Here is a 24,322-nt window from a genome sequence, read left to right on the forward strand (position 1 = left end):
ATTAATGCTTCGCGCCTTAACCCATTGTTATTAATGAGTTAGTGGGCAAAACAAGGAAAAAGTTGCCCATCAATGTACATGAAAATCGGGGCAAAAGTACATGCTGTAAAACGCTAAATGTAACCGCTTCGTATGGCTTTTCCGGCCAACTCTGCTAGCAAAGTGCAGACTGGCACGCTATAACCAAATCGTTTATTCACCTGAGTGAGTTTCAGGTGTTTGTTTTTCTTACCTTGTTATGAATGGGATAGAGCATGAAAATCCAGAAAACGGTGTTAGCGCTTGGGCTGGCAACGCTGCTCAGCGGCTGTCAGGGTTTAGACAATAATGCGCTGATGCAGTCGGGCGCGCAGGCGTATCAGGCTTATTCCCTGAGCGACGATCAGGTTAAGCAGCTCAGTGATAAATCCTGTGAGCAGATGGACAAAGATAATCAGGTTGCGCCTGCAGGCAGTGAGTATCAGCAGCGCCTGAACAAGATCGCCGCCGCGCTGGGCGACAACATCAACGGCGTTCCGGCGAACTATAAGGTTTATCAGACCAAAGATGTCAACGCCTGGGCAATGGCAAACGGCTGTATCCGCGTTTACAGCGGCCTGATGGATATGATGACCGATAATGAAGTGGAAGGCGTCCTGGGCCATGAGATGGGTCACGTGGCGTTAGGTCATACGCGCAAGGCAATGCAGCTGGCGTATGCCACGACCGCAGCCCGCACGGCAGCGGCCTCCGTGGGCGGCGTGATCGGTTCACTGTCTCAGTCGCAGCTGGGTGAAATGGGTGAAAAACTGGTAAATGCACAGTTCTCACAGACGCAGGAATCGCAGGCGGATGACTACTCCTACGATTTGATGAAGAAGCGCAATATCAATCCGGAAGGCCTGGTGACCAGCTTTGAGAAACTGGCGAAACTGGAACAGGGACGTCAGAGTTCGATGTTTGACTCGCACCCTGCTTCTGAAGCGCGCGCCGGGCACATCCGTGAGCGTATTGCCGCTGACGCGAAGTAATAGAGACGTCAGGCGCATGTACGGTGCATGCGCCTGTAAGGCGTATCAGGTCAACATCACTGACCTAACGCTTGAATATCTGATCCACCATCGAACCTAAATCGAGTTTGTTCTCGTGCAGCGATGCTTCATCCATGTGCCCCTGAGGTGACATCTTATCGATCAGCTGCGGCAGAATAACCGCCAGCGTGCCTGCGGCGCCCTTCACGTCGGTTCCCAGCTTATCTGCCAGTGACTGCAGTTCCGCCTCACCAAACGCTGTGTGGATGTCGCTGTGTTCTACCGGCTGATTCGTCCCGGTGCCGATCCACGAACCAAATACCTCACCCAGCCCGCCCTGCTGGAATTTTTGCAGCAGCACTTCGATGCCGCCCTGCTCCTGTACCCAGTGCCAGACCGCCTGCAACTGTCCGGGCAGATGCCCGTCACTCTGGTTGCCCTGCAGCGCTCCCGCCAGTTCATCCAGAAAGCCCATAATTGCCTCCACGTTGAGAATTGATATCCGTCAGTTTAGTTGCTGATGCGCGGTTACGCCTGATGTGCGTGCGCTATCAAAGGGGGACAAGCTGAAGGCGAAAAGCGGATGGGCAGAGTTGTTGGCATTGCGCCGCCTCACTTAGCGGCGCAATGCCAGCCAGGCAAACCCGGCAGGCTTCTCTTATCAGAGACGGAATTAGCCTTTGTTCGCAGCCTGAACATGCAGCATATCCAGCGCCAGCGTCGCCGCCGCCAGTGCAGTCAGATCCGCATGATCGTAACCCGGTGCCACTTCTACCAGATCCATGCCAACAATGTTCATGCCCTGCAGGCCACGAATCAGCTTGGTCGCTTTATCAGTGGTCAGGCCGCCAATGACCGGTGTGCCGGTGCCAGGCGCATGGGCCGGGTCCAGACAGTCGATATCGAAGGTCAGATAAACAGGCAGATCGCCGACGGTGCGTTTTACTTCGGCGAGGATATCGTCAACGCTGCGGTCATTGACCTGTGCCGCATCCAGCACGTTGAAGCCCAGGCTCTTGTCGAACTCGGTACGGATACCAATCTGCACGGAATGCTGTGGATCAATCAGGCCTTCTTTCGGCGCGGTAAAGAACATGGTGCCGTGGTCAAAGGTCGGGCCGTTGGAGTAGGTGTCGGTATGGGCATCAAAATGCACCAGCGCCATCTTGCCAAAGTGTTTTGCATGAGCGCGCAGCAGGGGCAGCGTGACGTAGTGGTCACCGCCAAAGGTCATCATGCGCTTGCCATTGGCCAGCAGTTTTTCAGCATGGGCCTGTAACTTGTCTGAGAGATCCTGCGAGTCGCCGAAGGCGTAAACCAAATCGCCACAGTCGACGACGTTCAGACGCTGACGCAGATCGAAATCCCACGGCCAGCGGCAGCCTTCCCAGGCCAGATTAGTAGAGATCTGGCGGATTGCGCCCGGACCGAGGCGGCTGCCCGGACGACCGGAAGTGGCGGCATCAAACGGCACGCCGGTGATAACCCACTCGGCGTCGCTGTCGTAAGGCTGGAAATTCAGCGGAAAACGCATGAAGCCAAAGGCGTTAGAAACCAGGGAGTTGTCGTACTGATTGCCAAGCGTGTTATACATAATTGCTCTCTCTATGTGCGTAAGTCGGGCCAGGCCCGCAAGCCATTAAGGTTGAGATGAAAAAAATCCCCTCCGCGTCGTTAGGCCCGACGAGGAAGGGATTGAGTGGTTCAGATTATCGACATAGTTAACGGCAACTGCAATATGCGATTACGGGCTGCCGGGGCCGGTTACTCATCTTCCAAATAGGTGTATCCGTAGAGGCCGCTCTCAAACTCTTCCAGGAACTGCGCGCGCAGCTCGTCGTCAAGATCGGACGCCTGCACCTGATTGCGGAACAGCGCCATCAGCTCGTTAGGATCCAGCTGCACGTAACGCAGCATATCAGCCACGGTGTCGCCTTCATCAGAAAGCTGCACTTCTACTTCGCCATTTTCGCGCGCGTAAACATCCACCGCCTCGGTGTCACCGAACAGGTTGTGCATGTTGCCCAGGATTTCCTGATAAGCACCCACCATAAAGAAGCCCAGCATCGGCGGGTTATCAACATCATATTGCGGCATCGGCATAGTGGTGGCGATACCGTCGCCATCGACGTAGTGATCGATGGTGCCATCAGAGTCACAGGTGATGTCGAGCAACACGGCGCGGCGCTCTGGTTTCTTGTTCAGCCCTTCCAGCGGCAGGACCGGGAACAGCTGATCGATACCCCATGCATCCGGCATTGACTGGAACAGCGAGAAGTTAACGTAGATCTTATCCGCCATCCGCTCCTGCAGTTCGTCAATGATCGGACGGTGCGCACGGTTGCTGGGATCAAGATGCTGCTGAATGTAGTGACAGATGCTCAGATAGAGCTGCTCAGCCCATGAACGCTGTTTGAGATCGTAAGTGCCGGACGCATAGCCTGTGTGAATATCAGACAGATCCATCTGGCTGTCATGCAGCCATTCACGCAGCGAACGACGGGTGTCCGGCTCGTGCATCTCCTGCCAGGTTTCCCACATGCTGAGGATCGGGCGCGGCGCATCCGCATCCGGCGTTTCGGGTTCGCTGAACTCGTTACGCTCCACACCGATGATGTTGGAGACCAGCACCGTATGGTGCGCGGTCACGGCACGACCGGACTCAGTGATCACCGTCGGATGGTCCAGACCGTGCTCATCACAGGCAGCGCCAATCGCCCAGATCACATTGTTAGCGTACTCATTCAGGCCATAGTTGACCGAGCAGTCAGACTGCGAGCGTGTGCCTTCGTAATCGACGCCCAGACCGCCGCCGACGTCGAAACATTTGATGTTGACGCCCAGCTTCGCCAGTTCGACGTAGAAGCGCGCCGACTCGCGCACACCGGTGGCGATGTCGCGGATGTTGGACATCTGCGAACCCAGATGGAAGTGCAGCAGCTGCAGGCTGTCGATGCGACCTGCTTCACGCATGATCTCAACCAGCTTCAGCACCTGGGTCGCGGACAGACCAAACTTCGACTTTTCGCCGCCGCTCGACTGCCATTTACCGGAGCCCTGTGAAGCCAGACGCGCACGGATACCGAGACGCGGCACCACATTCAGACGCTCCGCTTCTTCCAGCACCAACCGTACTTCTGTCATCTTCTCAAGCACCAGATAGACCTTGTGGCCCATCTTCTCGCCGATCAGCGCCAGACGAATATATTCACGGTCTTTATAGCCGTTACAGACGATCACCGAGCGGGTCTGTCCGGCGTGCGCCAGCACCGCCATCAGCTCTGCTTTGGAACCTGCTTCCAGCCCAAGCGGCTCGCCACAGTGGATCAGCGACTCAATCACGCGTTTATGCTGGTTAACTTTAATCGGGTAAACCAGGAAGTAGTCGCCCTTGTAACCGTAGGATTCACGTGCACGTTTAAAGGCGGCGTTAATCGAACGCAGACGATGCTGCAGGATCTGCGGGAAGCAGAATAAGGCAGGCAGACGCTGACCCTGGGCTTCGCGCTCTTTCACCAGGCGGGCTAAATCGACGCGCACATCCGGACGATCCGGATCGGGGCAGACACTGATGTGGCCCAGTTCGTTAACGTCGTAATAGTTGTTGCCCCACCAGGCGATGTTGTACGTACGCAACATTTTGCTCGCATCCTGATCGTTCATTGCAACCTCCTGCATGGAGCGGAGTGTACCCTGTTCGCCAGCTGACGAACCTTTGATATTCTTCATGTCGTCAGACATCGCGAACCTCAATTTTCCGTTGAAAGATAGAACTGTTAACCGGCTTTATGGCCGCTAATCTGAAAACCTGTTGCCACATTAAATGCACTGTCCTGTTCACCTGACATCGCCGTCAGCGCGATTCACGCATGAGAGTTAAGTGTAAAACACCCTGGCCATCTCCGTTGAAACAGAGAACATTTAACCGATCACTATTGACCATGGATAATCTGTGTCGTTCCGCTGCGCGGGCGCAGAGAAGAGACAAAATCGCTTGAGCAGAGATAAAGATTAGCCGGCGCCTGTGTCGGTAAAATTACCGCATCGGACGTTGTGTCGGCAGAAAAGAGAAACAGATGGGAAGCGGGAGAGAGCCAGCGCCACGCCGCAGCGCAGAGAACCGGAAAGAGAAAAAGCGTGGTTCATTACTTGTATCACCTCCGCATATGCCAGTGGCACATGGAAAACAACCTGGGTGAAAGCCAGATCAGAGTCCGACAGGCGCGACGCAAAGAGTAGCGTCATTCTTGCTGCTGCTCTCGAAGCAGCGGCGTTTTATACCGTTTACGGCTCTAAAATGCAAAAAGATTATCCGGGAATTGCGTGAAGTGTCAGCAAATTATGTCGATAACGCTAACAGGTTAAATGCTGAAACAGAAAAAGGGCTGGTAATTGGTTTCCCCTCTATCCTAAAATAGCCGTCCAGATGGTTTTCCATCTAAACAGGTTACTATCCAGGCGGTGTTGGCCCGCTGTGCTGACACAACCTCACTGCTCGCGGCTTTGCCTGAAGGGGCGTCAGGTCAGACAACCTCACTGGCGCTATGCAGTCGTACTCAAACCATATTTAAGGTAAAGAACAGAATGGCTAAACACCTTTTTACGTCCGAGTCCGTATCAGAAGGACATCCCGATAAAATCGCCGACCAGATCTCCGATGCTGTGCTGGATGCAATCCTTGAACAGGATCCGAAAGCGCGCGTGGCCTGCGAAACTTACGTTAAAACCGGTATGGTGCTGGTTGGCGGTGAAATCACCACCAGCGCCTGGGTCGATATCGAAGAGATCACCCGTAAAACCGTACGTGAAATCGGCTATGTTCATTCCGATATGGGCTTTGATGCCAACTCCTGTGCGGTATTAAGCGCGATTGGTAAACAGTCTCAGGATATCAATCAGGGCGTTGACCGTACCGATCCACTGGAACAGGGCGCGGGCGACCAGGGCCTGATGTTCGGCTATGCCACCAACGAAACAGATGTGCTGATGCCTGCGCCGGTGACCTATGCGCACCGTCTGGTGCAGCGTCAGGCTGAAGTGCGTAAAAACGGCACATTGCCGTGGCTGCGTCCGGATGCCAAGAGCCAGGTCACTTTCCAGTATGACGATGGCAAAATCGTCGGCATCGATGCCGTCGTGCTCTCTACCCAGCACGCAGAATCCATCAGCCAGAAAGATCTGCAGGAAGCGGTGATGGAAGAGATCATCAAGCCGGTTCTGCCAGCAGAATGGCTGAGCGCCTCAACCAAATATCACATCAACCCAACCGGTCGCTTTGTGATCGGCGGCCCGATGGGCGATTGCGGTCTGACCGGTCGTAAAATCATTGTGGACACCTACGGCGGCATGGCGCGTCACGGTGGCGGTGCGTTCTCGGGTAAAGATCCGTCAAAAGTTGACCGCTCTGCAGCCTATGCAGCGCGTTACGTGGCGAAAAACATCGTGGCTGCCGGTCTGGCTGACCGTTGTGAAATCCAGGTCTCCTACGCTATCGGCGTGGCTGAACCGACCTCCATCATGGTGGAAACTTTCGGCACTGAGAAAATCTCTACCGAACAGCTGACGCTGCTGGTACGTGAGTTCTTCGACCTGCGTCCATATGGTCTGATTCAGATGCTGGATCTGCTGCACCCAATCTATAAAGAGACCGCCGCTTACGGTCACTTTGGTCGCGAACATTTCCCGTGGGAAAAAACCGACAAAGCAGCCCTGCTGCGTGAAGCAGCTGGCCTGTAAGATCAGCGACTGCTAATAAAACCCTGCCCCTGCGGCGGGGTTTTTTATCGCCTTTTCAGCCCCACAGCTGACCAGAGAATTTTTTCTCACGCACGCAGACTGAACGCCATATTCGCGCAGTTCCCGGCGACCTTCAGACGTTATAAAAATAAATCTGCCCGGCATCTCCTTCACTCTGAAGCAAATTTTCCATTCTCAGCTACACTTCCTTTCGCTTTTTCTGACGACAAAATGTTAACGATTACAAATTGAAATGCTTTGTTTTTCTGATATTTAGGAATTAACGCACGTAGTTATTATGCTGAAAATGCGTTATTTTCAGCGTCGTCTGATAGCCACTAAATAGAGCATTGTCAGAAACTTAATGAGTGCTATACCTCACTGGTTAATTAATCTTTCCGGGAAAAATATGCTGAATTTCAGGGTTTCAGCGTGTGTAAGCGATTACACTGATGTGATCAGACTCACTTTTTTCCCGCAAAAGGTTTTTTAACATTGATAAAAACAATGATGGATAAACCTGGAGGCTCCCATGCCTGGCAATACACACAAAAGCAGAACTTCAAATAAGGCGATGACCTTATTTGTCTGCTTTCTGGCGGCCCTTGCGGGACTGCTGTTCGGCCTGGATATCGGCGTTATCGCCGGTGCCCTGCCGTTTATCGCAAAGGACTTTAACGTTACTCCTCATCAGCAGGAGTGGATCGTCAGTTCCATGATGTTTGGTGCGGCGGTCGGTGCTATCGGCAGCGGCTGGATGTCTTCCCGCCTGGGGCGTAAAAAAAGCCTGATGGCCGGTGCGATTCTGTTCGTTATCGGTTCACTCTGGTCGGCAATGTCGCCGAACCCGGAAATGCTGATCAGCGCCCGCGTTCTGCTGGGCCTGGCAGTGGGTATCGCCTCTTATACTGCCCCGCTTTATCTTTCTGAGATCGCTCCGGAAAAAATTCGCGGCAGTATGATTTCGCTTTACCAGCTGATGATCACCATCGGTATTCTGGGTGCTTACCTTACTGATACCGCCTTCAGCTTTACCGGCAACTGGCGCTGGATGCTGGGCATTATCACCATTCCGGCACTGCTGCTGCTGGTTGGTGTTTTCTTCCTGCCAAACAGCCCACGCTGGCTGGCGGCGCGAGGCAACTTCCGCGATGCGCAACGTGTACTGGATCGTCTGCGTGATACCAGTGAGCAGGCAAAACGTGAGCTGGAAGAGATTCGTGAAAGTCTGAAGGTCAAGCAGTCTGGCTGGGGTCTGTTCACCAGCAGCAGCCACTTCCGTCGTGCGGTCTATCTCGGCATCCTGTTGCAGGTTATGCAGCAGTTTACCGGTATGAACGTTATCATGTATTACGCGCCAAAAATCTTCGAAATCGCGGGCTTTACCAACACCACCCAGCAGATGTGGGGCACGGTGATTGTGGGTCTGGTCAACGTACTGGCCACCTTCATCGCTATTGGTCTGGTGGATCGCTGGGGCCGTAAACCTACGCTGATTCTGGGCTTTATGGTGATGGCAGCCGGTATGGGCGTGCTGGGTACGATGCTGCATTTCGGTATCCACTCTGCGGGCGCGCAGTACTTCGCAGTAGGTATGCTGCTGATGTTCATCGTTGGTTTTGCGATGTCAGCCGGTCCGTTGATTTGGGTACTCTGTTCCGAAATTCAGCCGCTGAAAGGCCGCGACTTCGGTATCACGGTTTCCACAACCACCAACTGGATCGCAAACATGATCGTGGGTGCGACCTTCCTTACGATGCTGAATACGCTGGGCAACGCGAACACCTTCTGGGTCTACGCACTGCTTAACCTGTTCTTTATTCTGCTGACGCTGATGCTGATCCCGGAGACCAAAAACGTCTCGCTGGAGCACATCGAACGTAACCTGATGGCAGGTAAAAAACTGCGTGACATCGGTTCACGCGATTAACATTACCGGATAAAACGCGGTAAAAAAAACGGCGGGGTTTCTCTGGAAACCCCGCCGTTTTTATTTGTTCAATACAGGATTACAGCGTGTTAACTCGCCCTGCCGGCAATGGCTGACGTATGCAGCAGAGCGCCAGCGCCATAATGAAAATGGTGACGGTCTGATTATACGGCAGTACCGAATCGGTTAATCCGCAGATAAACAGTGCCAGCATTGGCAGCGCCACGCCGCGCAGATCGCACTTCTTCAGCATGCCGCCAGCCACAGTCAGATAGAGAAGCACCAGCGACAGCGTACCCAGCCAGCCCTGTAGCGTGGTTACTTCCAGAAACTCATTGTGCATGTTGTATTTAACGTTGGTGTAGCCTTCAACATTCAGTGGATAGTGCGCCATGATGAACTGACGCGCCTCGGTAGTGCGCGCATCCGGCGTCGCAAAACTGCCATGATGCTCAATAAAGTTGACCGCCCCGCCCCAGATCGCGACACGTGCGCCCAGAGAGGTCGAGCTGTTTGATCCGTAGTTCTCAATGTCCTGCACGCCTTCCACCCAACGGTTACTGGTCATCAGGATCAGCACCGCCAGTACGCCTACTAACAGTGCGCTAATCCGCCAGTTGGTCAGCAGCGACAGCCGCCAGGTCTGCAACAGGAACAGCAGCCCCACGGCAATCAGCGCAATCAGCGTTACGCGGGTGCCGCATAGGTAGAGCAAGGCAAAGGTCACCGCCAGTACGGCGATGTCGGCAATCTTCCAGTATCTGTGCGTCTCGTAACGGCTCAGCCACAGCCAGGCGCAGTAGATAAACAGAATCATGTAGGAGGACATGGAGGCCGCTTCGGTGGTGAGCTTAATGCGGATATTCTCGGTATAGAGATGCTCATGAATACCAAAGCCCAGCGTAATCAGCAGACCGACCAGAATTAACACCTTTCCAATACGCAGCGTGGTTGCAGAGACCCGATTGCCATAAATCGCCAGACTAAGCAGCACAAAGGCGCCCAGCAACAGCCGCTTCGCCCCCAGCAGATAGTTGCTGATATTGGTCATGGCATCGTTTGAGGGCGCGGTCTCAATCCCCTTTGTGTGTATTGCCCAGAACAGACGGATCAGAGCAAAGATAATCAGCACAGCAAACAGGACGACATAAAAACCGTTCTCTTTAAACGCTACTCGCTTGCGCACTACGCCATACAACACAGACGCGACGGAGAGATAAGAGACCAGATAAAATATTTTTTGCGGCAGGCCGGAAACAAACATATTCAGTGACAGCGCCAGACAGAGCGCAACAACTGAGGCATTAACCATTAACGTTAATCCATTACGGCTGCTTTTATTTGTCATGCTTAACCTCAGTCAGACGGTTAAATGCACTCATCAGGTGCTTCATATAATTTTCCTCATAAAAACCGGTGATGCTCGCTTTAATAACCTGATGATCGGGAAAGGGGTAATCCCGGCTCATGGCGTTGAGAATAGCGGCAAGCGCCATGCTGTCATTGGTGGGGTAGAGCTGACCATTGAGACCGTTCTGAATAATTTCTGACGGGCCACTGATGCAGTCGGATGAGACGCAGTAGACGCCCCGTGACATCGCCTCCAGCAGGATCAGCGGGAAGCCTTCAAAGTTCGAGGTCATGAGCAGACAGGTGACCTGTCTGATATGGCGGATGACATACTCCCAGGCGTTCTCCTGCCAGCCATGCCAGGTGATACGATCCTGAATGCCGAGTTCCGACACGTAATGCTGACATTGCGTCAGATCTTCCCCATCCCCGACAATTTCCAGCGTCCACGGCGCATCCAGATGCTTTAACGCATCAAACAGATCTTTAAGCTGTTTCTGCCGCTGAAAATGGACGCGGCCGATATAGAGAAACTTCAGCCCCTGCGGCCTGCCGATAACCACGTCATTACGCCTGATCGGGTTGTAGATAACGTCCACGTCAGTGGCGCGTGCACCTAACTCCACCAACTGCTCTTTAATCTGCTTACTGATGGCAAAATGGTGATCGGCCCGCAGCAGATAATGTGGGCGATAGCGTTCACGCGGTGGCAGGTGCATCCAGCTCGACAACATAATTTTACGTCCTGAGAGCGTAATGGCCCGGCGCGTCATCAGACAGGGAATGGTGTTGAGGGTCAGAACATGATCAGGCTGATAACGACGAAAGAAGGCGGCCATTCTCAGCGTGTGAATAAGATTTTTTATTTTCTTATTCCGCAGCGTGCAGACGCTCTCTGATAAAACGGCGTTGGCAGTCCAGGCGCGGGAGAGGCTCTCCTCTCCGCTGTTGATAATAAACAGCCCCGCTTCCGTTCCGGATTCCTTATTGAGGGCGGTAATCAGCTGGCAGGTCACATTCTCCATACCGCCGCGGCCAGCCATGAGATCGGTAACCAGCACAATGCGCTGTTTCCTGATGTTATTATTTTTCATTGCGTTGTCCGTACACTGTGCTTTCCGCTTCTGATCCATTCACTCTGCTGTGAACATTAGCAACAGGATATTCTAAAAAAGGCCGTAACCATATTTAATCCAGAAATTTCAGCCAATAGCAGGGACACTCCTGGCCACTCTCCCGCGGTGGATCGTATGGATCGAAACTGGCGAAAGAGTATAGTCGCTGCGCTGTCGTTTTCACGGGTAACGTTGAGTTCCTGGACGACGGCGATTATTCTGAGCGCCATGAAAACACCTCGTCTCCCCATTGCCCTGCAGCAGGCCGTAATGCGCTCATTGCGCCAGTCGCTTGAGCGTGCAAATCTGGCACTGAAAACCCATTATCCGGAACCGAAGCTGCTTTACCAGCAGCGCGGTACGGCGGCGGGCACCGCCTGGCTGGCGTCCTGGGAGATCCGCATCAATCCGGTGCTGCTGCTGGAAAATCAGCAGACATTTATCGATGAAGTGGTGCCGCATGAGCTGGCGCATCTGCTGGTGTGGAAACAGTTTGGCCGCGTCGCACCACACGGCAAAGAGTGGAAGTGGATGATGGAGCAGGTTCTGGGCGTTCCGGCACGGCGCACCCATCAGTTTGAGATCGCCTCCGTACGCAGTAACACCTTTGCTTACCGCTGCCAGTGCCAGCAGCATCAGCTGACGGTTCGCCGCCACAATCGTGTTCTGCGTAAAGAAAGTGAATATCGCTGCGTGCACTGTGGCAGCCTGCTGGTCGCAGGCGAGTTTGTCGCTTCCTGAGAACAATCCCCATTCCGCCCTATTCCACATTCTGTTAACCTGCCGCCCTTTTTCGTACCAGGAAGAAATCCGGAATATGTCTCGCATACTAAGTCTGGCGGTTGCGCTGCTATTTGCACCTGCCGCTGACGCCCTTAATCTGAATAACTATCATCAAAATAACTTCCAGCAGGCTAAAACCTTTGCGGCGGCGATTAACGCCGATGCGCCGGGTTCATTCTACTGTGGCTGTAAGATTCAGTGGCAGGGCAAAAAGGGCATTCCCGATCTCAACAGCTGTGGTTATCAGGTGCGCAGGAACGCCAATCGCGCCGGGCGCATTGAGTGGGAACATGTGATGCCGGCCTGGGAGTTTGGTCATCAGCGTCAGTGCTGGCAGGACGGAGGCCGCAAAAACTGCAGCAAGGACCCCGACTATCGCCGCATCGAAACAGATTTGCATAACCTTCAGCCTGCAGTGGGTGAAGTGAATGGTGACCGTGGTAACTTCGCCTACAGTCAATGGAACGGTAGCGAGAAGCAGTACGGCCAGTGTGAGATGAAGATCGACTTTAAACTCAAACAGGCGGAGCCACCCGCACGGGCGCGGGGAGCTATTGCCCGAACCTATTTCTACATGCGCGATCAGTACCATCTGCGCATTTCGCGCCAGCAGACGCAGCTGTTTACCGCCTGGGACAAGCTCTATCCCGTCACAAAGTGGGAGTGTGAACGCGATCAGCGCATTGCAAAGGTTCAGGGCAATCACAATCCTTATGTGCAGCAGGCTTGCCAGCGCTAAAATCCCTGCCCTACACTAGCTTTTTTTCCCATGACGCCGCTGCAGTGCGGCGTCCGGTTTCAGGAACCTTATGCGCATACCTCGCATCTATCACGCCGGGCCATTAGAGATCGGCAGTGAAATTACCCTGGATGAAGATGCATCCAATCATGTGGGCCGGGTACTCCGGATGACGGCAGGCCAGCGTCTGGAACTCTTTGATGGCACTAATCTGACTTTTGCAGCAGAGATCACGCATGTTGATAAAAAGCGTGTAAAAGTATCGCTCACAGAGAGCCAGCCGGACGATCGCGAGTCACCTTTGCATCTGCATTTAGGTCAGGTGATGTCGCGCGGTGAAAAAATGGAATTCACTATCCAGAAATCGATCGAGCTGGGCGTGAATGTCATTACACCCTTGTTTTCCGAGCGCTGTGGCGTAAAGCTTGATGCTGAACGTCTGGCGAAGAAGATCCAGCAGTGGCAGAAAATTGCTATTGCCGCCTGCGAACAGTGTGGCCGTAATCGCGTGCCGGAGATTCGTGAAGCGATGACGCTGGAAGTCTGGTGTGCAGAGGCTGACAGCGGTCTGAAGCTCAACCTGCATCCGCGCGCCAGTCACAGCATCAATACGCTGCCACAGCCTGTTGAGCGGGTACGGCTGCTGATTGGCCCTGAAGGCGGTTTGTCTGCGGACGAAATTGCGATGACGGCCCAGCACGACTTTACTGACATTCTGCTTGGCCCACGGGTATTACGTACCGAAACCACCGCGCTGACGGCCATTACGGCACTTCAGGTGAGGTTTGGCGACCTGGGTTAAGCGATACTTTCAGCGGAAAGAGCGCAGGCATGATGTCCTGACCGATCGGCCCACTGCAGACCGAACCAGACGAGGCGGTAAACACCGCCTCACCGAGGAGATAATAATGATTAAACTTGGCATCGTGATGGACCCTGTTTCGTCCATCAATATTAAAAAAGACTCCAGCTTCGCTATGCTGCTGGAAGCACAGCGCCGCGGTTACGAAATTCACTACATGGAGATGCACGATCTCTCCATGCGCGGTGGCGTGGCCTCTGCCCGCACCCGTCTGCTGACCGTCGAGCAGAATCCTGACAACTGGTATCAATTCGGCAGCGAGCAGGTGATCCCGCTGGCTGACCTGAACGTGGTGCTGATGCGTAAAGATCCGCCATTCGATACCGAGTTCATCTATGCAACCTACATTCTGGAGCGCGCAGAAGAGCTGGGTACACTGATCGTGAACAAACCGCAGAGCCTGCGTGACTGTAACGAAAAGCTCTACACCGCCTGGTTTGCCGAGTTTACGCCTGACACCCTGGTGACCCGCAGCAAAGCGCAGCTGCGTGACTTCTGGCAGGAGCATGGCGACATCATCATGAAGCCGCTGGATGGCATGGGTGGCGCCTCTATCTTCCGCGTGAAGAAAGACGATCCTAACTTTGGTGTGATTACCGAAACCCTGACCGAGCATGAGAGCCGTTTCTGCATGGCACAGAACTACATTGCGGCGATTAAAGAAGGCGACAAACGCGTGCTAGTTGTAGATGGCGAACCGGTCCCTTACTGCCTGGCGCGTATCCCGCAGGGTGGTGAAACGCGTGGTAATCTCGCCGCCGGTGGTCGCGGTGAAGCGCGTCCGCTGAGCGAAAGCGACTGGGAAATTGCGCGCCGTGTAGGCCCAACGCTGAAAGCAAAAGGACTGATTTTTGTCGGTCTCGACATCATCGGTGATAAACTGACTGAAGTTAACGTGACCAGCCCAACCTGCATTCGTGAAATTGAGGCTGCGTTCCCGATCTCCATCACCGGCATGTTGATGGATGCCATTGAGAAGCGCCTGGGCTGAGCAAGAAGCCGGGGCGTGGCTCCGTGATCAACCCAATACCGGTGCGGCCGTCGCGTGCCGGTTATTTTTTTGGTACATCGTGTGAGAATGAATTTACAACATCACTTTTTGATTGCCATGCCTTCATTGCAGGATCCTTTCTTCAAACGTTCCGTGGTCTATCTCTGCGAACATAACGAAGAGGGTGCAATGGGACTGATCATCAATAAACCCATGGAAAACCTGACGGTTGAAGGCATTCTGAAGAAGCTGAAAATCCCTGCTGACGATCGCGACCCGGCCATCAGGCTGGATAAACCGGTGTTTACCGGCGGTCCGCTGGCGGAAGATCGTGGCTTTATTCTGCACTCAGCACAACGCACGTTTACCTCCAGCATTCGCGTCTCAGATAACACGATTATCACTACCTCCCGTGACGTGCTGGAGTCGATTGGCACCGCGTCTCAGCCCACCAATGTGCTGGTCGCGCTGGGTTACTGCGCCTGGGAAAAAGATCAGCTGGAAAATGAGTTGATGGAAAATGCCTGGCTGACCACGCCTGCTAACAGCAATATCCTGTTCCAGACGCCGATTTCAGAGCGCTGGCGCGAAGCGGCGCGCAGTATTGGCGTCGATATTCACAACATGGCCAGCGACGCGGGACACGCCTGATGTCAACTCAGACTCTGTTAGGTTTCGACTTCGGCACCAAAAGTATTGGTGTCGCTGTAGGTCAGGAACTCACGGGCAGTGCCCGTCCGCTGACCGCGATTAAAGCGCAGGATGGTATCCCGGACTGGCTGGTGGTCGAAAAGCTGCTGAAAGAGTGGCAGCCCGATTTTGTCGTCGTCGGCCTGCCGCTGAATATGGATGGTACCGAGCAGCCGCTGACTGACCGCGCGCGTAAATTTGCCAACCGCCTGCACGGTCGCTTTGGCATCCGGGTAGAGCTGCAGGATGAACGGCTCAGCACGGTAGAGGCGCGTGCTGGCCTGTTTGAGCGCGGCGGTTATCGCGCCCTCAACAAAGGCTCGGTCGATTCACAGTCTGCTGCCATCATTTTGCAGGACTGGTTCGAAAACCATTACTGATCGGCTTACTCAATCAGACCGGCTGCCTGACGCGCCAGCCGGCTCTGCTCAAACGTCTGCATACCGGCCTGTGCGCCGGTCTGCAGCAGCGCGGGGATCTGATGCATCTTGCCTTCCCGGATCAGATTCGTGATACCCGGAGTGGCGATCAGTACCTCAAACAGTCCAATCCGCGATCCAGCCACTGAGGTTACCAGCCGCTGTGCAATCACTGCTTTCAGGCTGCCCGCGAGTTGCGTACGCACCAGCTGCTTCTCCTCCGCCGGGAAGACATCCACCAGCCGATCCACCGCCTGCGCCGCGCCACGAGTATGCAGCGTCGCCAGTACCAGATGGCCAGTCTCCGCCGCCGTCAGCGCCTGACGGATGGTGTCGCTGTCGCGCAGCTCACCCAGCAGGATGACGTCGGGATCTTCACGCAGCGCCGCCTTTATCCCCAGCGAGAACGAATCGCAGTGCAGGCCGATTTCGCGCTGCTGAATCAGCGACTGCTGGCTGTGATGGATAAATTCAATCGGATCTTCCAGCGTAATGATATGGCGCGCCTGCTGGCGGTTCAGCGCATCGACCAGCGCCGCCAGCGTGGTCGATTTACCACTTCCGGTCGCACCGGTCACCAGAATCAGGCCATCCTGCTGCTCCAGTAGCGTCGGCACAATGGCGGGCAGCTGCAGGCTCTCCAGCGTCGGGCTCGTCGTGGCGATGATGCGCAGCGCCAGTGACAGGCCGTTACGCTGCATAAACAGATTGGCACGCAGACGCTGACCGCCAGCCAGGCTCAGAGCGAAGTCGAGCTGCCTTGCGCGTTCCAGCGCCTGCCGCTGCGGGTCACTGAGCCAGCGGGTCATAAACTCTGCCATCCAGGCGGCAGAAAGCGGGCCCTGCTGCGAAATGACCTCCAGCTTTCCCTGCCGCCGCCAGTAGGGCAAATGTCCGCAGCAAAGGTGCAGATCGGCGGCATTATGCTTTACACTAAGCCCCACCATTTCATCCAGATTCATAATTTCTCCTGACTATGACTTCAATCCAGCAGAACTTACAGCAAGTGCGGCAGCGAATCGCCGCCGCTGCCGCGCGTTGCGGCCGCGCACCAGAAGAAATTACCCTGCTTGCAGTCAGTAAAACCAAACCTGCGAGCGCGGTCGAAGAAGCCTTTGCCGCTGGCCAGATTGCCTTCGGTGAAAATTACGTTCAGGAAGGGGTTGAAAAAGTTCAGGCACTGGCCGCACATCCTGAGCTGGCGTGGCACTTCATCGGCCCGTTGCAGTCCAACAAAAGCCGTCTGGTGGCGGAAAATTTCGCCTGGTGTCACACCATTGACCGCCAGCGCATTGCGCAGCGGCTCAACGATCAGCGGCCCGCCTCGCTGCCACCGCTGAATGTGTTAATTCAGGTAAATATCAGTGACGAGAACAGCAAATCTGGCATCATGCTGGAGGCCGTTTCCGGGCTGGCGGAGCAGATCGCTGCCCTGCCGCAACTGCGGCTGCGGGGATTGATGGCGATTCCGGCAGCGGAGAGTGATTACCAGCGGCAGCTGGCGGTGTGTCAGCAGATGGCGGAAGCCTTCCGGCAGCTGCAACAGCACTATTCTGGTATAGATACGCTTTCGCTGGGAATGAGCGATGACATGGAGGCGGCAATCGCCGCAGGTAGTACGATGGTGCGTATCGGCACCGCCATTTTTGGCGCACGAGATTATGCGCACAACTCACAACAATAACAGAGGAACTTCATGTTAACACTGACGTTTTTAGTAAAAACGCTGATCGATCTCTACGTCATGGTGCTGCTGTTACGCATCTGGATGCAGTGGTCCCGCTGCGATTTTTACAATCCAGTGGCGCAGTTTGTCGTAAAAGTGACACAGCCAATTGTTAAGCCACTGCGCCGCATACTGCCGGCGCTGGGGCCGATTGATACCGCCTCGCTGCTGCTGGCCTTTGTGCTGACCACGCTGAAATACCCGATTCTGCTGCTGATTCAGGTGGGCGTGTTCTCGGTCGATCCGACTAACCTGCTGGTCGGCCTGCTGTCGCTGGTGAAATCCGCCGGCTATCTGGTCTTCTGGGTCATTATCGTACGCTCTCTGATGAGCTGGATCAGCCAGGGACGTGGCCCGGTCGATTATCTGCTGGTGCAGTTAACCGAGCCGATGATGGCCCCTGTTCGCCGTATTCTGCCTGCGATGGGCGGCATCGATTTCTCTGCGATGATCGTCATCCTGGTGCTGTATGCCCTGAACTTTCTCGGCATGGACCTGTTTCCGGGTCTCTGGTATCTGCTGTAAATGAATCAAACTGGAACTGTTATGCAAAAAGTTGTGCTCGCAACCGGCAATCCCGGCAAAGTGCGTGAACTGGCGGAGTTACTCTCCGCCTTTGGTCTGGATATCGTCGCGCAGACGGACCTTGGGGTTGAATCGGCAGAAGAGACCGGCCTGACCTTTATTGAGAACGCGATTCTCAAAGCGCGTCACGCGGCACAGATCACCGGATTACCGGCCATCGCCGATGACTCCGGCCTGGCCGTGGATGCGCTGGGCGGCGCGCCTGGCATCTACTCGGCGCGTTACGCCGGTGAAGAGGCCAGCGATCAGCAGAACCTGGAGAAGCTATTACAGGCGCTGGAAAACGTCCCTGACGGTCAGCGCCAGGCGCAGTTCCACTGCGTACTGGTCTATCTGCGTCATGCGGAAGACCCGACCCCGCTGGTGTTTCACGGCAGCTGGCAGGGGGAAATTACGCGTTCCGCTGCGGGTTCCGGTGGCTTCGGTTACGACCCGATTTTCTTTGTCCCGGCGCTGGGTAAAACTGCGGCCGAGCTGAGCAAAGCGGAAAAAGGTGCGGTTTCTCACCGGGGTAAAGCATTGACGCTGTTGCTGGAAGCGATGCGTAATGCCTAATCTGCCGCCGTTAAGTCTCTACATCCACATTCCGTGGTGCGTACAGAAGTGCCCCTACTGTGATTTTAACTCCCACGCGCTGAAAGATGAGGTGCCGCACGTTGAATATGTGCAGCACCTGCTGCGCGATCTGGAGATCGACCTGCCGCTGATCGGCGACCGGGAAGTGCGCACGATTTTCATTGGTGGCGGCACGCCCAGCCTGCTGAGCAGCAGCGCGATGCAGATGCTGATGGATGGCGTGCGGGAGCGTCTGACGCTCTCCCCTGATGCGGAAGTGACCATGGAAGCAAATCCTGGTACCGTGGAAGCGGACCGGTTCAGCGCCTATCAGCGCGCCGGTATCAACCGTATTTCGATTGGTGTACAGAGTTTCAGTCCGCAAAAGCTGCAGCGTCTGGGCCGTATTCACGGCCCGGAAGAGGCCGTACGCGCCGCCGAACTGGCAGAGTCGCTGTCGCTGCGCAGCTTTAACCTCGACCTGATGCATGGCCTGCCCGATCAGTCTCTGGAGGAAGCGCTCGACGATTTACGTCAGGCGATTGCGCTTAACCCCCCGCATCTCTCCTGGTACCAGCTCACCATCGAACCCAACACGCTGTTTGGCTCACGCCCGCCGGTGCTGCCAGATGATGATGCACTTTGGGATATTTTCGAACAGGGTGATCGGCTACTTCAGGCGGCGGGTTATCAGCAGTATGAAACCTCCGCCTACGCGAAGCCGGGTTATCGCTGTGAACACAACCTCAACTACTGGCGCTTTGGCGACTATCTGGGGATTGGCTGTGGCGCACACGGCAAGCTGACGCAGCCGGATGGCCGCATTGTCCGCACGGTGAAAACCCGTCATCCGCGTGGCTTCATGCAGGGTAACTACCGCGAAAAGCAGTATGAGGTTGCCGATAGCGACAAGCCGTTTGAATATTTCATGAACCGCTTTCGCCTGCTGGAGGCCGCGCCGCGCGACGAGTTCAGCCGCTACACCGGTTTGTCAGAGCAGGTGATCCGTCCGCAGATGGATGCCGCGATTGCCACCGGTTATGTGACGGAAACCGCTGATCAGTGGCAGATTACGGAGAAAGGGAAGCTGTTCCTGAATTCGCTGCTGGAGCTGTTTTTAGCGGAAGAGTAGCAAAAGCGCCTCAGCCCGGCAGGCTGAGGCGTTAACTTATTTTTTCAGTGCGCGGGTAAGCTGTTTACGCTGATCTTCCAGCGAAATAACGCGATTACATACTTCGTGTCCGAAGTTCTGGAAATCCTGCTCCTGCTTGCTCCACTCAGCCTGAATCGACTGTTGCAGACCGCCCAGATTGCCCATAATTGCCTGCAGCGGATTACTGCCGCCGCTGCCCTGCTTACTGCCCATCTCATTCAGACTATCCTGCATCACGCCGCCCAGCGTTGACTGCACCAGCCGTTCGCCTTCGGCGCGCACCTGATCAATCGCCTGATGGTGGAACGTCAGACCGTCTTCCCGATGTTCAATGATGCGGTTCATCTGCTGTTTCAGCTGACCATTCAGCGTGGTCAGGCGATTACGCACGTTGCTGTCGGTGCCCAGTTTTTCAACGATGACCCGATCCAGTGCCGCACGTCCTTTTTCCAGACGGGATGTCGCTCCGCTATCGATCCACGGCAGATCGCGACGCAGCGCGTTCTGATAGTCGATCGCTTTCTGACGTTCAGTGATATCCAGCGAAACTTTCTGGCCGTTGAACTGCACGTCGCCCTGCGGCGAGATTTCCATATTGCCACTGGCACCGACCACCTGCACGCTCTGCGGTTTAATCACCACATCGTCCTGTGGCTTAACGCTGCATTCGTAGGCTGCCTGAGCCTGAGTTGCTGCCACCAGCAGCACAGCAAGAAGCGCTTTACGCATCATATCTACTCCCTAAGATCGGGTCTGAAACCCTCCGATCGGGCCGCAGCCCGACACTGTGTGACGACTTAGTCCCACCAGACGTCAAAGAGTTCCGTCATCTGCACATCCTGCAGCTTGCGGTCTTCCAGCCATTTGCGGACCAGCGCACGATGCTCATCGGTGCATTTGCCGGTTTTCTGCAGGCAAACCAGACCTTCCCACACCAGGTAGCCGCTGCCATCAAAGGCCAGGCCGTTAGGATCGATCGCTTCATTGATGAACTGGTTCAGCGTCTCATCGATTTCGCTTTCGCTGGTGCCTTCCGGAAAGCGCCAGGCAACGGAGAAGCCCAGTTCCTGAAACTCGTCGATGTGCAGTTTTTTACGTAAACGGCGGCTGCGTTGTGTGGCCATTATTTCACCCTCTCAAACATTAAATCCCATACGCCGTGGCCTAAACGCTGCCCGCGCTGCTCAAACTTGGTCAGTGGACGCGTCTCAGGACGCGGCACGTAATTCTGTTGCTCTGACTGGTTGCGGTAGCCATCGATGCTGTTCATCACTTCAAGCATATGCTCCGCGTAGGCTTCCCAGTCGGTCGCCATATGGAAAACGCCGCCCGGCTTCAGTTTACGCATCACCAGCTCGGCGAAAGGTACCTGAACGATACGGCGTTTATTGTGACGCGCTTTATGCCACGGATCGGGGAAGAAAAGCTGAACCATGCGCAGTGAGTTATCCGGAATCATCTTCTCCAGCACTTCTACCGCATCGTGACACATCACCCGCAGGTTCTGTACATCGGCTTCTTTGGCGGCGGCGAGACAGGCACCCACGCCCGGCGCGTGCACTTCAATACCCAGGAAGTTCTGATGCGGTGTGTTCTGCGCCATGGTCACCAGGGACGCGCCCATACCAAAGCCAATCTCCAGCGTGACCGGAGCTTCGCGGCCAAACAGTGCGGGCAGATCGACAGGCTCCGGCTGATATTCCACCCCCATGACCGGCCACAGGGTGTCCAGCGCCTGCTGCTGGCCTTTCGTTAAGCGACCCTGGCGGCGCACAAAGCTGCGGATCCGGCGCAATGGCCGCCCGTTCTCATCAAATTCTGGGGTGATGACGTCATTAATCATGTAAAAGCCTGCTGGTTAGCCTGTTCCGGGAAACGGGCATTATGCAAAGTTCATAAGCAGAAGCAAGCCTTTGCAATCTTCCGGTTTACACCCAGGTGCGCATGTGCTGGAATTCCTGCCTGAGTGTAGAGTAAACACGGAAAATTTCCTTCTTATGATGCAAGCGCCGCAGTTCGCGCAACAGGTGCTGGACTGGTATCAGCGCTTTGGTCGCAAAACCCTGCCGTGGCAGCTGGAGAAAACACCTTATAAGGTGTGGCTCTCCGAAGTGATGCTACAGCAAACCCAGGTTGCCACGGTTATTCCCTATTTTGAACGCTTTATGGCGCGCTTCCCTACGGTCACCGATCTCGCTGCGGCGCCGCTGGATGAGGTACTGCATCTCTGGACCGGCCTCGGCTACTACGCCCGGGCGCGTAATCTCCATAAAGCCGCAAAGCAGATTGTTGAGGTTCATCGGGGCGAATTCCCACGTAATTTCGATGATGTCTCAGCCCTGCCCGGCGTTGGCCGCTCTACGGCGGGCGCGATCCTGTCGCTGTCGCTGGGTCAGCATTTCCCGATTCTGGATGGCAACGTCAAGCGCGTGCTGGCCCGCTGCTATGCCGTCAGCGGCTGGCCGGGTAAAAAAGAGGTCGAGAAACGGCTCTGGCAGATCAGCGAAGAGGTCACACCCGCCGAGGGCGTCAGCCAGTTTAATCAGGCTATGATGGATCTGGGTGCGATTGTCTGCACCCGCTCTAAGCCGAAGTGTGAAATCTGCCCGCTGAACAGCGGGTGTGAGGCGTACGCCAGCAACAGCTGGGCGAGCTATCCCGGCAAGAAGCCTAAGCAGGTGCTGCCAGAGCGCAGCGGCTGGTTCCTGATGATGCAGGATGGCGATGATGTCTGGCTGGAGCAGCGCCCGCCTGTGGGTCTGTGGGGCGGTCTGTTCTGCTTTCCGCAGTTCACCACCGAAGCGGCGCTGAATGACTGGCTGGCAGCGCGTGGCATCCATGCAAAACCACAGCAGCTTACTGCGTTTCGTCACACCTTCAGCCATTTCCATCTCGATATCGTGCCGATGTGGCTGTCGTGGCCTTCTGCCGGGGCGGCGATGGATGAAGCAGGCGGTCTCTGGTATAACTTAGCGCTGCCACCATCTGTGGGATTAGCTGCACCCGTTGAGCGCCTGTTACACGAGCTGCGCCATCCCCGACAACTGGCTTTGGACAGTTGTGAGATTAATGAGGAAGAGTAATGAGCCGCACCATTTTTTGTACTTTTTTACAGCGCGACGCGGAAGGTCAGGATTTTCAGCTCTATCCGGGCGACCTGGGTAAACGCATTTACAACGACATCTCCAAAGAAGCCTGGCAGAAGTGGATGGCGAAACAGACCATGTTGATCAATGAGAAGAAGCTCAACATGATGAATCCCGAAGATCGTAAAGTGCTGGAGAAGGAGATGATCAATTTCCTGTTCGAAGGCAAAGACGTTCATATCGAAGGCTATACACCGCCAGAAGCGTAAACATTCCGGGCCTCATCGCTGAGGCCGGTTATCCAGGTCAGGCTTGCATTCCCAATGAATAAAAAATTAATCGCCCTGCTGGTGATAGCCCCACTTTTGGTTTCCTGTTCCGGGTCAAAGAATCAGCAATCCCACGAGGAGTGGGTTAAAGACACCAACGGCTTTGATATTCTGATGGGCCAGTTTGCTCACAATATTGAGAATATCTGGGGTATCAATGAGGTCCTGATCGCCGGACCTAAAGATTACGTCAAATATAGCGACAACTATTACACCCGCAGCCACATCAACTTTGAAAGCGGTAAGCTGACCATCGAGACGATTTCTGGTACCGATCCGATGGCCAGTCTGCGTCAGGCGATCGTGACCACGCTGTTGATTGGCGAAGATCCGGGCAATGTCGATCTCTACTCTGACGCCAACGACATCGAGATCAGTAAAGAGCCGCTGCTCTATGGTCAGGTGCTGGATAACACCGGTCAGCCGATTCGCTGGCAGGGCCGCGCGGAAGCCTTTGCTGACTATCTGATTCAGAATAAATTGATGCGCCGCACCTCGGGTCTGCATGTGATTTACAGCATTTCGATTCCGATGGTGCCGAACCACCTGGACAAGCGAGCGCACAAATACCTGCCGATGGTGCGTAAAGCCGCCGAGCAGTATGGTGTCGACGCTTCGTTGATCCTGGCGATTATGCAGACGGAGTCGAGCTTTAACCCCTACGCCGTGAGCCATTCTGATGCGCTGGGTCTGATGCAGGTGGTGCAGCATACCGCCGGTGTTGACGTATTCCGCATGAAGGGTAAATGGGGCAAGCCGAGCCGCAGCTATCTGCTGGATCCGGAGAACAATATCGATGCCGGTACGGCTTATCTGTCACTGTTGCAACGCAGCTATCTGGGCGGCATTCAGGATCCGGTATCACGCCGCTATGCAGTAATCACCGCCTATAACGGTGGTGCAGGCAGCGTGCTGCGCGTCTTCTCCAGCGATAAAGATCGCGCGTTCTCGATGATTAACGGCATGTCACCGGGCAAGGTCTATTCGACCCTGGCGAACCAGCATCCGTCGGCGGAGTCGCGTCGTTATCTGTATAAGGTGAGCACTGCTCAGAAGAGTTATCGGGGATTCTGATCGAAGCCGCTGAAGCGGGGGGTTGTTCGCTGCGCGAACGGGCTTGCGGCGCTGAAGCCGGGGTTTGTTCGCTGCGCGAACGGGCTATGAGCGGGGTTTCGTTCGCCTGATTAGTTGGGCAGTTTCAGACACGCCTCTGCAGGCGACCGACAAGGGGCGCCAGTCGCCGCGCCCCTTGACCCCCGGCTC

Annotated in this window: 25 protein-coding genes; 16 read left to right on the top strand and 9 right to left on the bottom strand. The window is 55.1% G+C overall.

Going from position 1 to position 24,322, the window contains the following annotated elements:
* The first annotated feature begins 254 nt into the window (after positions 1-254).
* Positions 255-1,010: a M48 family metallopeptidase gene (locus tag N1689_RS20530; RefSeq protein WP_161732626.1), complete on the top strand. Its 756-nt coding sequence runs from the start codon at positions 255-257 to the stop codon at positions 1,008-1,010.
* Between the two features lie 64 nt (positions 1,011-1,074).
* On the opposite strand, the gene N1689_RS20535 is transcribed toward N1689_RS20530, so the two are convergent.
* The 3 genes from N1689_RS20535 to speA form a co-directional block, all read right to left on the bottom strand.
* On the bottom strand, positions 1,075-1,485 hold the full coding sequence (locus N1689_RS20535; protein ID WP_161732628.1) for a YidB family protein: 411 nt from the start codon (positions 1,483-1,485) through the stop codon (positions 1,075-1,077).
* Between the two features lie 198 nt (positions 1,486-1,683).
* The gene (speB, locus tag N1689_RS20540) at positions 1,684-2,604 is read right to left on the bottom strand and encodes an agmatinase (protein WP_161732630.1); all 921 of its coding nucleotides are present in this window, start codon (positions 2,602-2,604) and stop codon (positions 1,684-1,686) included.
* A 170-nt stretch (positions 2,605-2,774) separates the two neighbouring features.
* Positions 2,775-4,751, bottom strand: a complete 1,977-nt coding sequence (gene speA / locus N1689_RS20545) for a biosynthetic arginine decarboxylase (RefSeq protein WP_161732632.1) — start codon at positions 4,749-4,751, stop codon at positions 2,775-2,777.
* Positions 4,752-5,594: 843 nt separating this feature from the next.
* On the opposite strand from speA, the gene metK reads away from it, so the two are divergent.
* Together metK and N1689_RS20555 are read left to right on the top strand one after the other, a co-directional pair.
* Positions 5,595-6,746, top strand: coding sequence for a methionine adenosyltransferase (metK, locus tag N1689_RS20550; protein WP_010248851.1), 1,152 nt, complete (start codon positions 5,595-5,597; stop codon positions 6,744-6,746).
* 532 nt (positions 6,747-7,278) lie between these two features.
* Complete coding sequence (locus N1689_RS20555; RefSeq protein WP_161732634.1) at positions 7,279-8,676, top strand: sugar porter family MFS transporter; 1,398 nt, start codon at positions 7,279-7,281, stop codon at positions 8,674-8,676.
* 79 nt (positions 8,677-8,755) lie between these two features.
* Here N1689_RS20555 and N1689_RS20560 read toward each other — a convergent pair whose 3' ends face one another.
* Together N1689_RS20560 and N1689_RS20565 are read right to left on the bottom strand one after the other, a co-directional pair.
* Positions 8,756-10,024, bottom strand: a complete 1,269-nt coding sequence (locus N1689_RS20560) for an O-antigen ligase (protein ID WP_237566680.1) — start codon at positions 10,022-10,024, stop codon at positions 8,756-8,758.
* Positions 10,014-11,159 carry a glycosyltransferase gene (locus N1689_RS20565; protein ID WP_222925007.1) on the bottom strand — a complete coding sequence of 382 codons (1,146 nt, stop codon included), beginning with the start codon at positions 11,157-11,159 and terminating at the stop codon, positions 10,014-10,016. The genes N1689_RS20560 and N1689_RS20565 overlap by 11 nt, the downstream gene beginning before the upstream one ends.
* Before the next feature lie 210 nt (positions 11,160-11,369).
* On the opposite strand from N1689_RS20565, the gene N1689_RS20570 reads away from it, so the two are divergent.
* From N1689_RS20570 to ruvX, 6 genes are all read left to right on the top strand, one after another.
* The gene (locus N1689_RS20570) at positions 11,370-11,882 is read left to right on the top strand and encodes a SprT family zinc-dependent metalloprotease (protein WP_161732638.1); all 513 of its coding nucleotides are present in this window, start codon (positions 11,370-11,372) and stop codon (positions 11,880-11,882) included.
* Positions 11,883-11,958: 76 nt separating this feature from the next.
* A complete protein-coding gene (gene endA, locus N1689_RS20575; protein ID WP_161732640.1) occupies positions 11,959-12,663 on the top strand; it encodes a deoxyribonuclease I in 705 nt (234 codons plus the stop codon).
* A gap of 70 nt (positions 12,664-12,733) precedes the next feature.
* Positions 12,734-13,465 (top strand): 16S rRNA (uracil(1498)-N(3))-methyltransferase, encoded by a 732-nt coding sequence (rsmE, locus tag N1689_RS20580; protein ID WP_260060054.1) that lies wholly within the window; start codon positions 12,734-12,736, stop codon positions 13,463-13,465.
* A gap of 106 nt (positions 13,466-13,571) precedes the next feature.
* On the top strand, positions 13,572-14,516 hold the full coding sequence (gene gshB, locus N1689_RS20585; protein ID WP_161732644.1) for a glutathione synthase: 945 nt from the start codon (positions 13,572-13,574) through the stop codon (positions 14,514-14,516).
* Between the two features lie 87 nt (positions 14,517-14,603).
* Positions 14,604-15,167 carry a YqgE/AlgH family protein gene (locus tag N1689_RS20590; RefSeq protein ID WP_161732646.1) on the top strand — a complete coding sequence of 188 codons (564 nt, stop codon included), beginning with the start codon at positions 14,604-14,606 and terminating at the stop codon, positions 15,165-15,167.
* Positions 15,167-15,586: a Holliday junction resolvase RuvX gene (gene ruvX, locus N1689_RS20595; protein WP_161732648.1), complete on the top strand. Its 420-nt coding sequence runs from the start codon at positions 15,167-15,169 to the stop codon at positions 15,584-15,586. Before N1689_RS20590 ends, ruvX begins: the two co-directional genes overlap by 1 nt.
* Positions 15,587-15,591: 5 nt before the next feature.
* Here ruvX and N1689_RS20600 read toward each other — a convergent pair whose 3' ends face one another.
* Complete coding sequence (locus N1689_RS20600) at positions 15,592-16,587, bottom strand: type IV pilus twitching motility protein PilT (protein WP_260060055.1); 996 nt, start codon at positions 16,585-16,587, stop codon at positions 15,592-15,594.
* A gap of 14 nt (positions 16,588-16,601) precedes the next feature.
* Here N1689_RS20600 and N1689_RS20605 point away from each other — a divergent pair, with 14 nt between their 5' ends.
* From N1689_RS20605 to hemW, 4 genes are read left to right on the top strand one after another with little or no spacing between them, the layout of a single operon-like run.
* A complete protein-coding gene (locus N1689_RS20605) occupies positions 16,602-17,309 on the top strand; it encodes a YggS family pyridoxal phosphate-dependent enzyme (protein WP_161732652.1) in 708 nt (235 codons plus the stop codon).
* Between the two features lie 12 nt (positions 17,310-17,321).
* Positions 17,322-17,876, top strand: coding sequence for a YggT family protein (locus N1689_RS20610; RefSeq protein WP_150014212.1), 555 nt, complete (start codon positions 17,322-17,324; stop codon positions 17,874-17,876).
* A gap of 21 nt (positions 17,877-17,897) precedes the next feature.
* A complete protein-coding gene (locus N1689_RS20615; protein WP_161732654.1) occupies positions 17,898-18,491 on the top strand; it encodes an XTP/dITP diphosphatase in 594 nt (197 codons plus the stop codon).
* On the top strand, positions 18,484-19,623 hold the full coding sequence (gene hemW, locus N1689_RS20620; protein WP_253419998.1) for a radical SAM family heme chaperone HemW: 1,140 nt from the start codon (positions 18,484-18,486) through the stop codon (positions 19,621-19,623). The genes N1689_RS20615 and hemW overlap by 8 nt, the downstream gene beginning before the upstream one ends.
* Before the next feature lie 36 nt (positions 19,624-19,659).
* Here hemW and N1689_RS20625 read toward each other — a convergent pair whose 3' ends face one another.
* The 3 genes from N1689_RS20625 to trmB all read right to left on the bottom strand — a co-directional run bounded on the left by N1689_RS20625 (position 19,660) and on the right by trmB (position 21,487).
* Positions 19,660-20,376: a DUF2884 domain-containing protein gene (locus N1689_RS20625; RefSeq protein WP_253420000.1), complete on the bottom strand. Its 717-nt coding sequence runs from the start codon at positions 20,374-20,376 to the stop codon at positions 19,660-19,662.
* A gap of 65 nt (positions 20,377-20,441) precedes the next feature.
* Positions 20,442-20,768: a YggL family protein gene (locus tag N1689_RS20630; protein ID WP_003853403.1), complete on the bottom strand. Its 327-nt coding sequence runs from the start codon at positions 20,766-20,768 to the stop codon at positions 20,442-20,444.
* On the bottom strand, positions 20,768-21,487 hold the full coding sequence (trmB, locus tag N1689_RS20635; protein WP_150014222.1) for a tRNA (guanosine(46)-N7)-methyltransferase TrmB: 720 nt from the start codon (positions 21,485-21,487) through the stop codon (positions 20,768-20,770). The genes N1689_RS20630 and trmB overlap by 1 nt, the downstream gene beginning before the upstream one ends.
* Positions 21,488-21,641: 154 nt before the next feature.
* Here trmB and mutY point away from each other — a divergent pair, with 154 nt between their 5' ends.
* The 3 genes from mutY to mltC are packed head-to-tail and all read left to right on the top strand — an operon-like array spanning position 21,642 to position 24,133.
* Positions 21,642-22,727: an A/G-specific adenine glycosylase gene (gene mutY / locus N1689_RS20640; RefSeq protein ID WP_260060056.1), complete on the top strand. Its 1,086-nt coding sequence runs from the start codon at positions 21,642-21,644 to the stop codon at positions 22,725-22,727.
* Positions 22,727-22,999: an oxidative damage protection protein gene (locus N1689_RS20645; protein WP_003853409.1), complete on the top strand. Its 273-nt coding sequence runs from the start codon at positions 22,727-22,729 to the stop codon at positions 22,997-22,999. The genes mutY and N1689_RS20645 overlap by 1 nt, the downstream gene beginning before the upstream one ends.
* A 54-nt stretch (positions 23,000-23,053) precedes the next feature.
* Positions 23,054-24,133, top strand: coding sequence for a membrane-bound lytic murein transglycosylase MltC (mltC, locus tag N1689_RS20650; RefSeq protein ID WP_161732666.1), 1,080 nt, complete (start codon positions 23,054-23,056; stop codon positions 24,131-24,133).
* Positions 24,134-24,322 lie beyond the last annotated feature (189 nt).

Origin of the sequence: Pantoea sp. XY16 (assembly GCF_025153065.1) — a bacterium.
Lineage (GTDB): Bacteria > Pseudomonadota > Gammaproteobacteria > Enterobacterales > Enterobacteriaceae > Pantoea > Pantoea alfalfae.

Excerpts from the sequence above, each read along its gene's own strand:
- N1689_RS20530 (WP_161732626.1), top strand. The coding sequence starts at position 255 with ATGAAAATCCAGAAAACGGTGTTAGCGCTTGGGCTGGCAACGCTGCTC.
- N1689_RS20535 (WP_161732628.1), bottom strand. The coding sequence starts at position 1,485 with ATGGGCTTTCTGGATGAACTGGCGGGAGCGCTGCAGGGCAACCAGAGT.
- speB (WP_161732630.1), bottom strand. The coding sequence starts at position 2,604 with ATGTATAACACGCTTGGCAATCAGTACGACAACTCCCTGGTTTCTAAC.
- speA (WP_161732632.1), bottom strand. The coding sequence starts at position 4,751 with ATGTCTGACGACATGAAGAATATCAAAGGTTCGTCAGCTGGCGAACAG.
- metK (WP_010248851.1), top strand. The coding sequence starts at position 5,595 with ATGGCTAAACACCTTTTTACGTCCGAGTCCGTATCAGAAGGACATCCC.
- N1689_RS20555 (WP_161732634.1), top strand. The coding sequence starts at position 7,279 with ATGCCTGGCAATACACACAAAAGCAGAACTTCAAATAAGGCGATGACC.
- N1689_RS20560 (WP_237566680.1), bottom strand. The coding sequence starts at position 10,024 with ATGACAAATAAAAGCAGCCGTAATGGATTAACGTTAATGGTTAATGCC.
- N1689_RS20565 (WP_222925007.1), bottom strand. The coding sequence starts at position 11,159 with ATGGATCAGAAGCGGAAAGCACAGTGTACGGACAACGCAATGAAAAAT.
- N1689_RS20570 (WP_161732638.1), top strand. The coding sequence starts at position 11,370 with ATGAAAACACCTCGTCTCCCCATTGCCCTGCAGCAGGCCGTAATGCGC.
- endA (WP_161732640.1), top strand. The coding sequence starts at position 11,959 with ATGTCTCGCATACTAAGTCTGGCGGTTGCGCTGCTATTTGCACCTGCC.
- rsmE (WP_260060054.1), top strand. The coding sequence starts at position 12,734 with ATGCGCATACCTCGCATCTATCACGCCGGGCCATTAGAGATCGGCAGT.
- gshB (WP_161732644.1), top strand. The coding sequence starts at position 13,572 with ATGATTAAACTTGGCATCGTGATGGACCCTGTTTCGTCCATCAATATT.
- N1689_RS20590 (WP_161732646.1), top strand. The coding sequence starts at position 14,604 with ATGAATTTACAACATCACTTTTTGATTGCCATGCCTTCATTGCAGGAT.
- ruvX (WP_161732648.1), top strand. The coding sequence starts at position 15,167 with ATGTCAACTCAGACTCTGTTAGGTTTCGACTTCGGCACCAAAAGTATT.
- N1689_RS20600 (WP_260060055.1), bottom strand. The coding sequence starts at position 16,587 with ATGAATCTGGATGAAATGGTGGGGCTTAGTGTAAAGCATAATGCCGCC.
- N1689_RS20605 (WP_161732652.1), top strand. The coding sequence starts at position 16,602 with ATGACTTCAATCCAGCAGAACTTACAGCAAGTGCGGCAGCGAATCGCC.
- N1689_RS20610 (WP_150014212.1), top strand. The coding sequence starts at position 17,322 with ATGTTAACACTGACGTTTTTAGTAAAAACGCTGATCGATCTCTACGTC.
- N1689_RS20615 (WP_161732654.1), top strand. The coding sequence starts at position 17,898 with ATGCAAAAAGTTGTGCTCGCAACCGGCAATCCCGGCAAAGTGCGTGAA.
- hemW (WP_253419998.1), top strand. The coding sequence starts at position 18,484 with ATGCCTAATCTGCCGCCGTTAAGTCTCTACATCCACATTCCGTGGTGC.
- N1689_RS20625 (WP_253420000.1), bottom strand. The coding sequence starts at position 20,376 with ATGATGCGTAAAGCGCTTCTTGCTGTGCTGCTGGTGGCAGCAACTCAG.
- N1689_RS20630 (WP_003853403.1), bottom strand. The coding sequence starts at position 20,768 with ATGGCCACACAACGCAGCCGCCGTTTACGTAAAAAACTGCACATCGAC.
- trmB (WP_150014222.1), bottom strand. The coding sequence starts at position 21,487 with ATGATTAATGACGTCATCACCCCAGAATTTGATGAGAACGGGCGGCCA.
- mutY (WP_260060056.1), top strand. The coding sequence starts at position 21,642 with ATGATGCAAGCGCCGCAGTTCGCGCAACAGGTGCTGGACTGGTATCAG.
- N1689_RS20645 (WP_003853409.1), top strand. The coding sequence starts at position 22,727 with ATGAGCCGCACCATTTTTTGTACTTTTTTACAGCGCGACGCGGAAGGT.
- mltC (WP_161732666.1), top strand. The coding sequence starts at position 23,054 with ATGAATAAAAAATTAATCGCCCTGCTGGTGATAGCCCCACTTTTGGTT.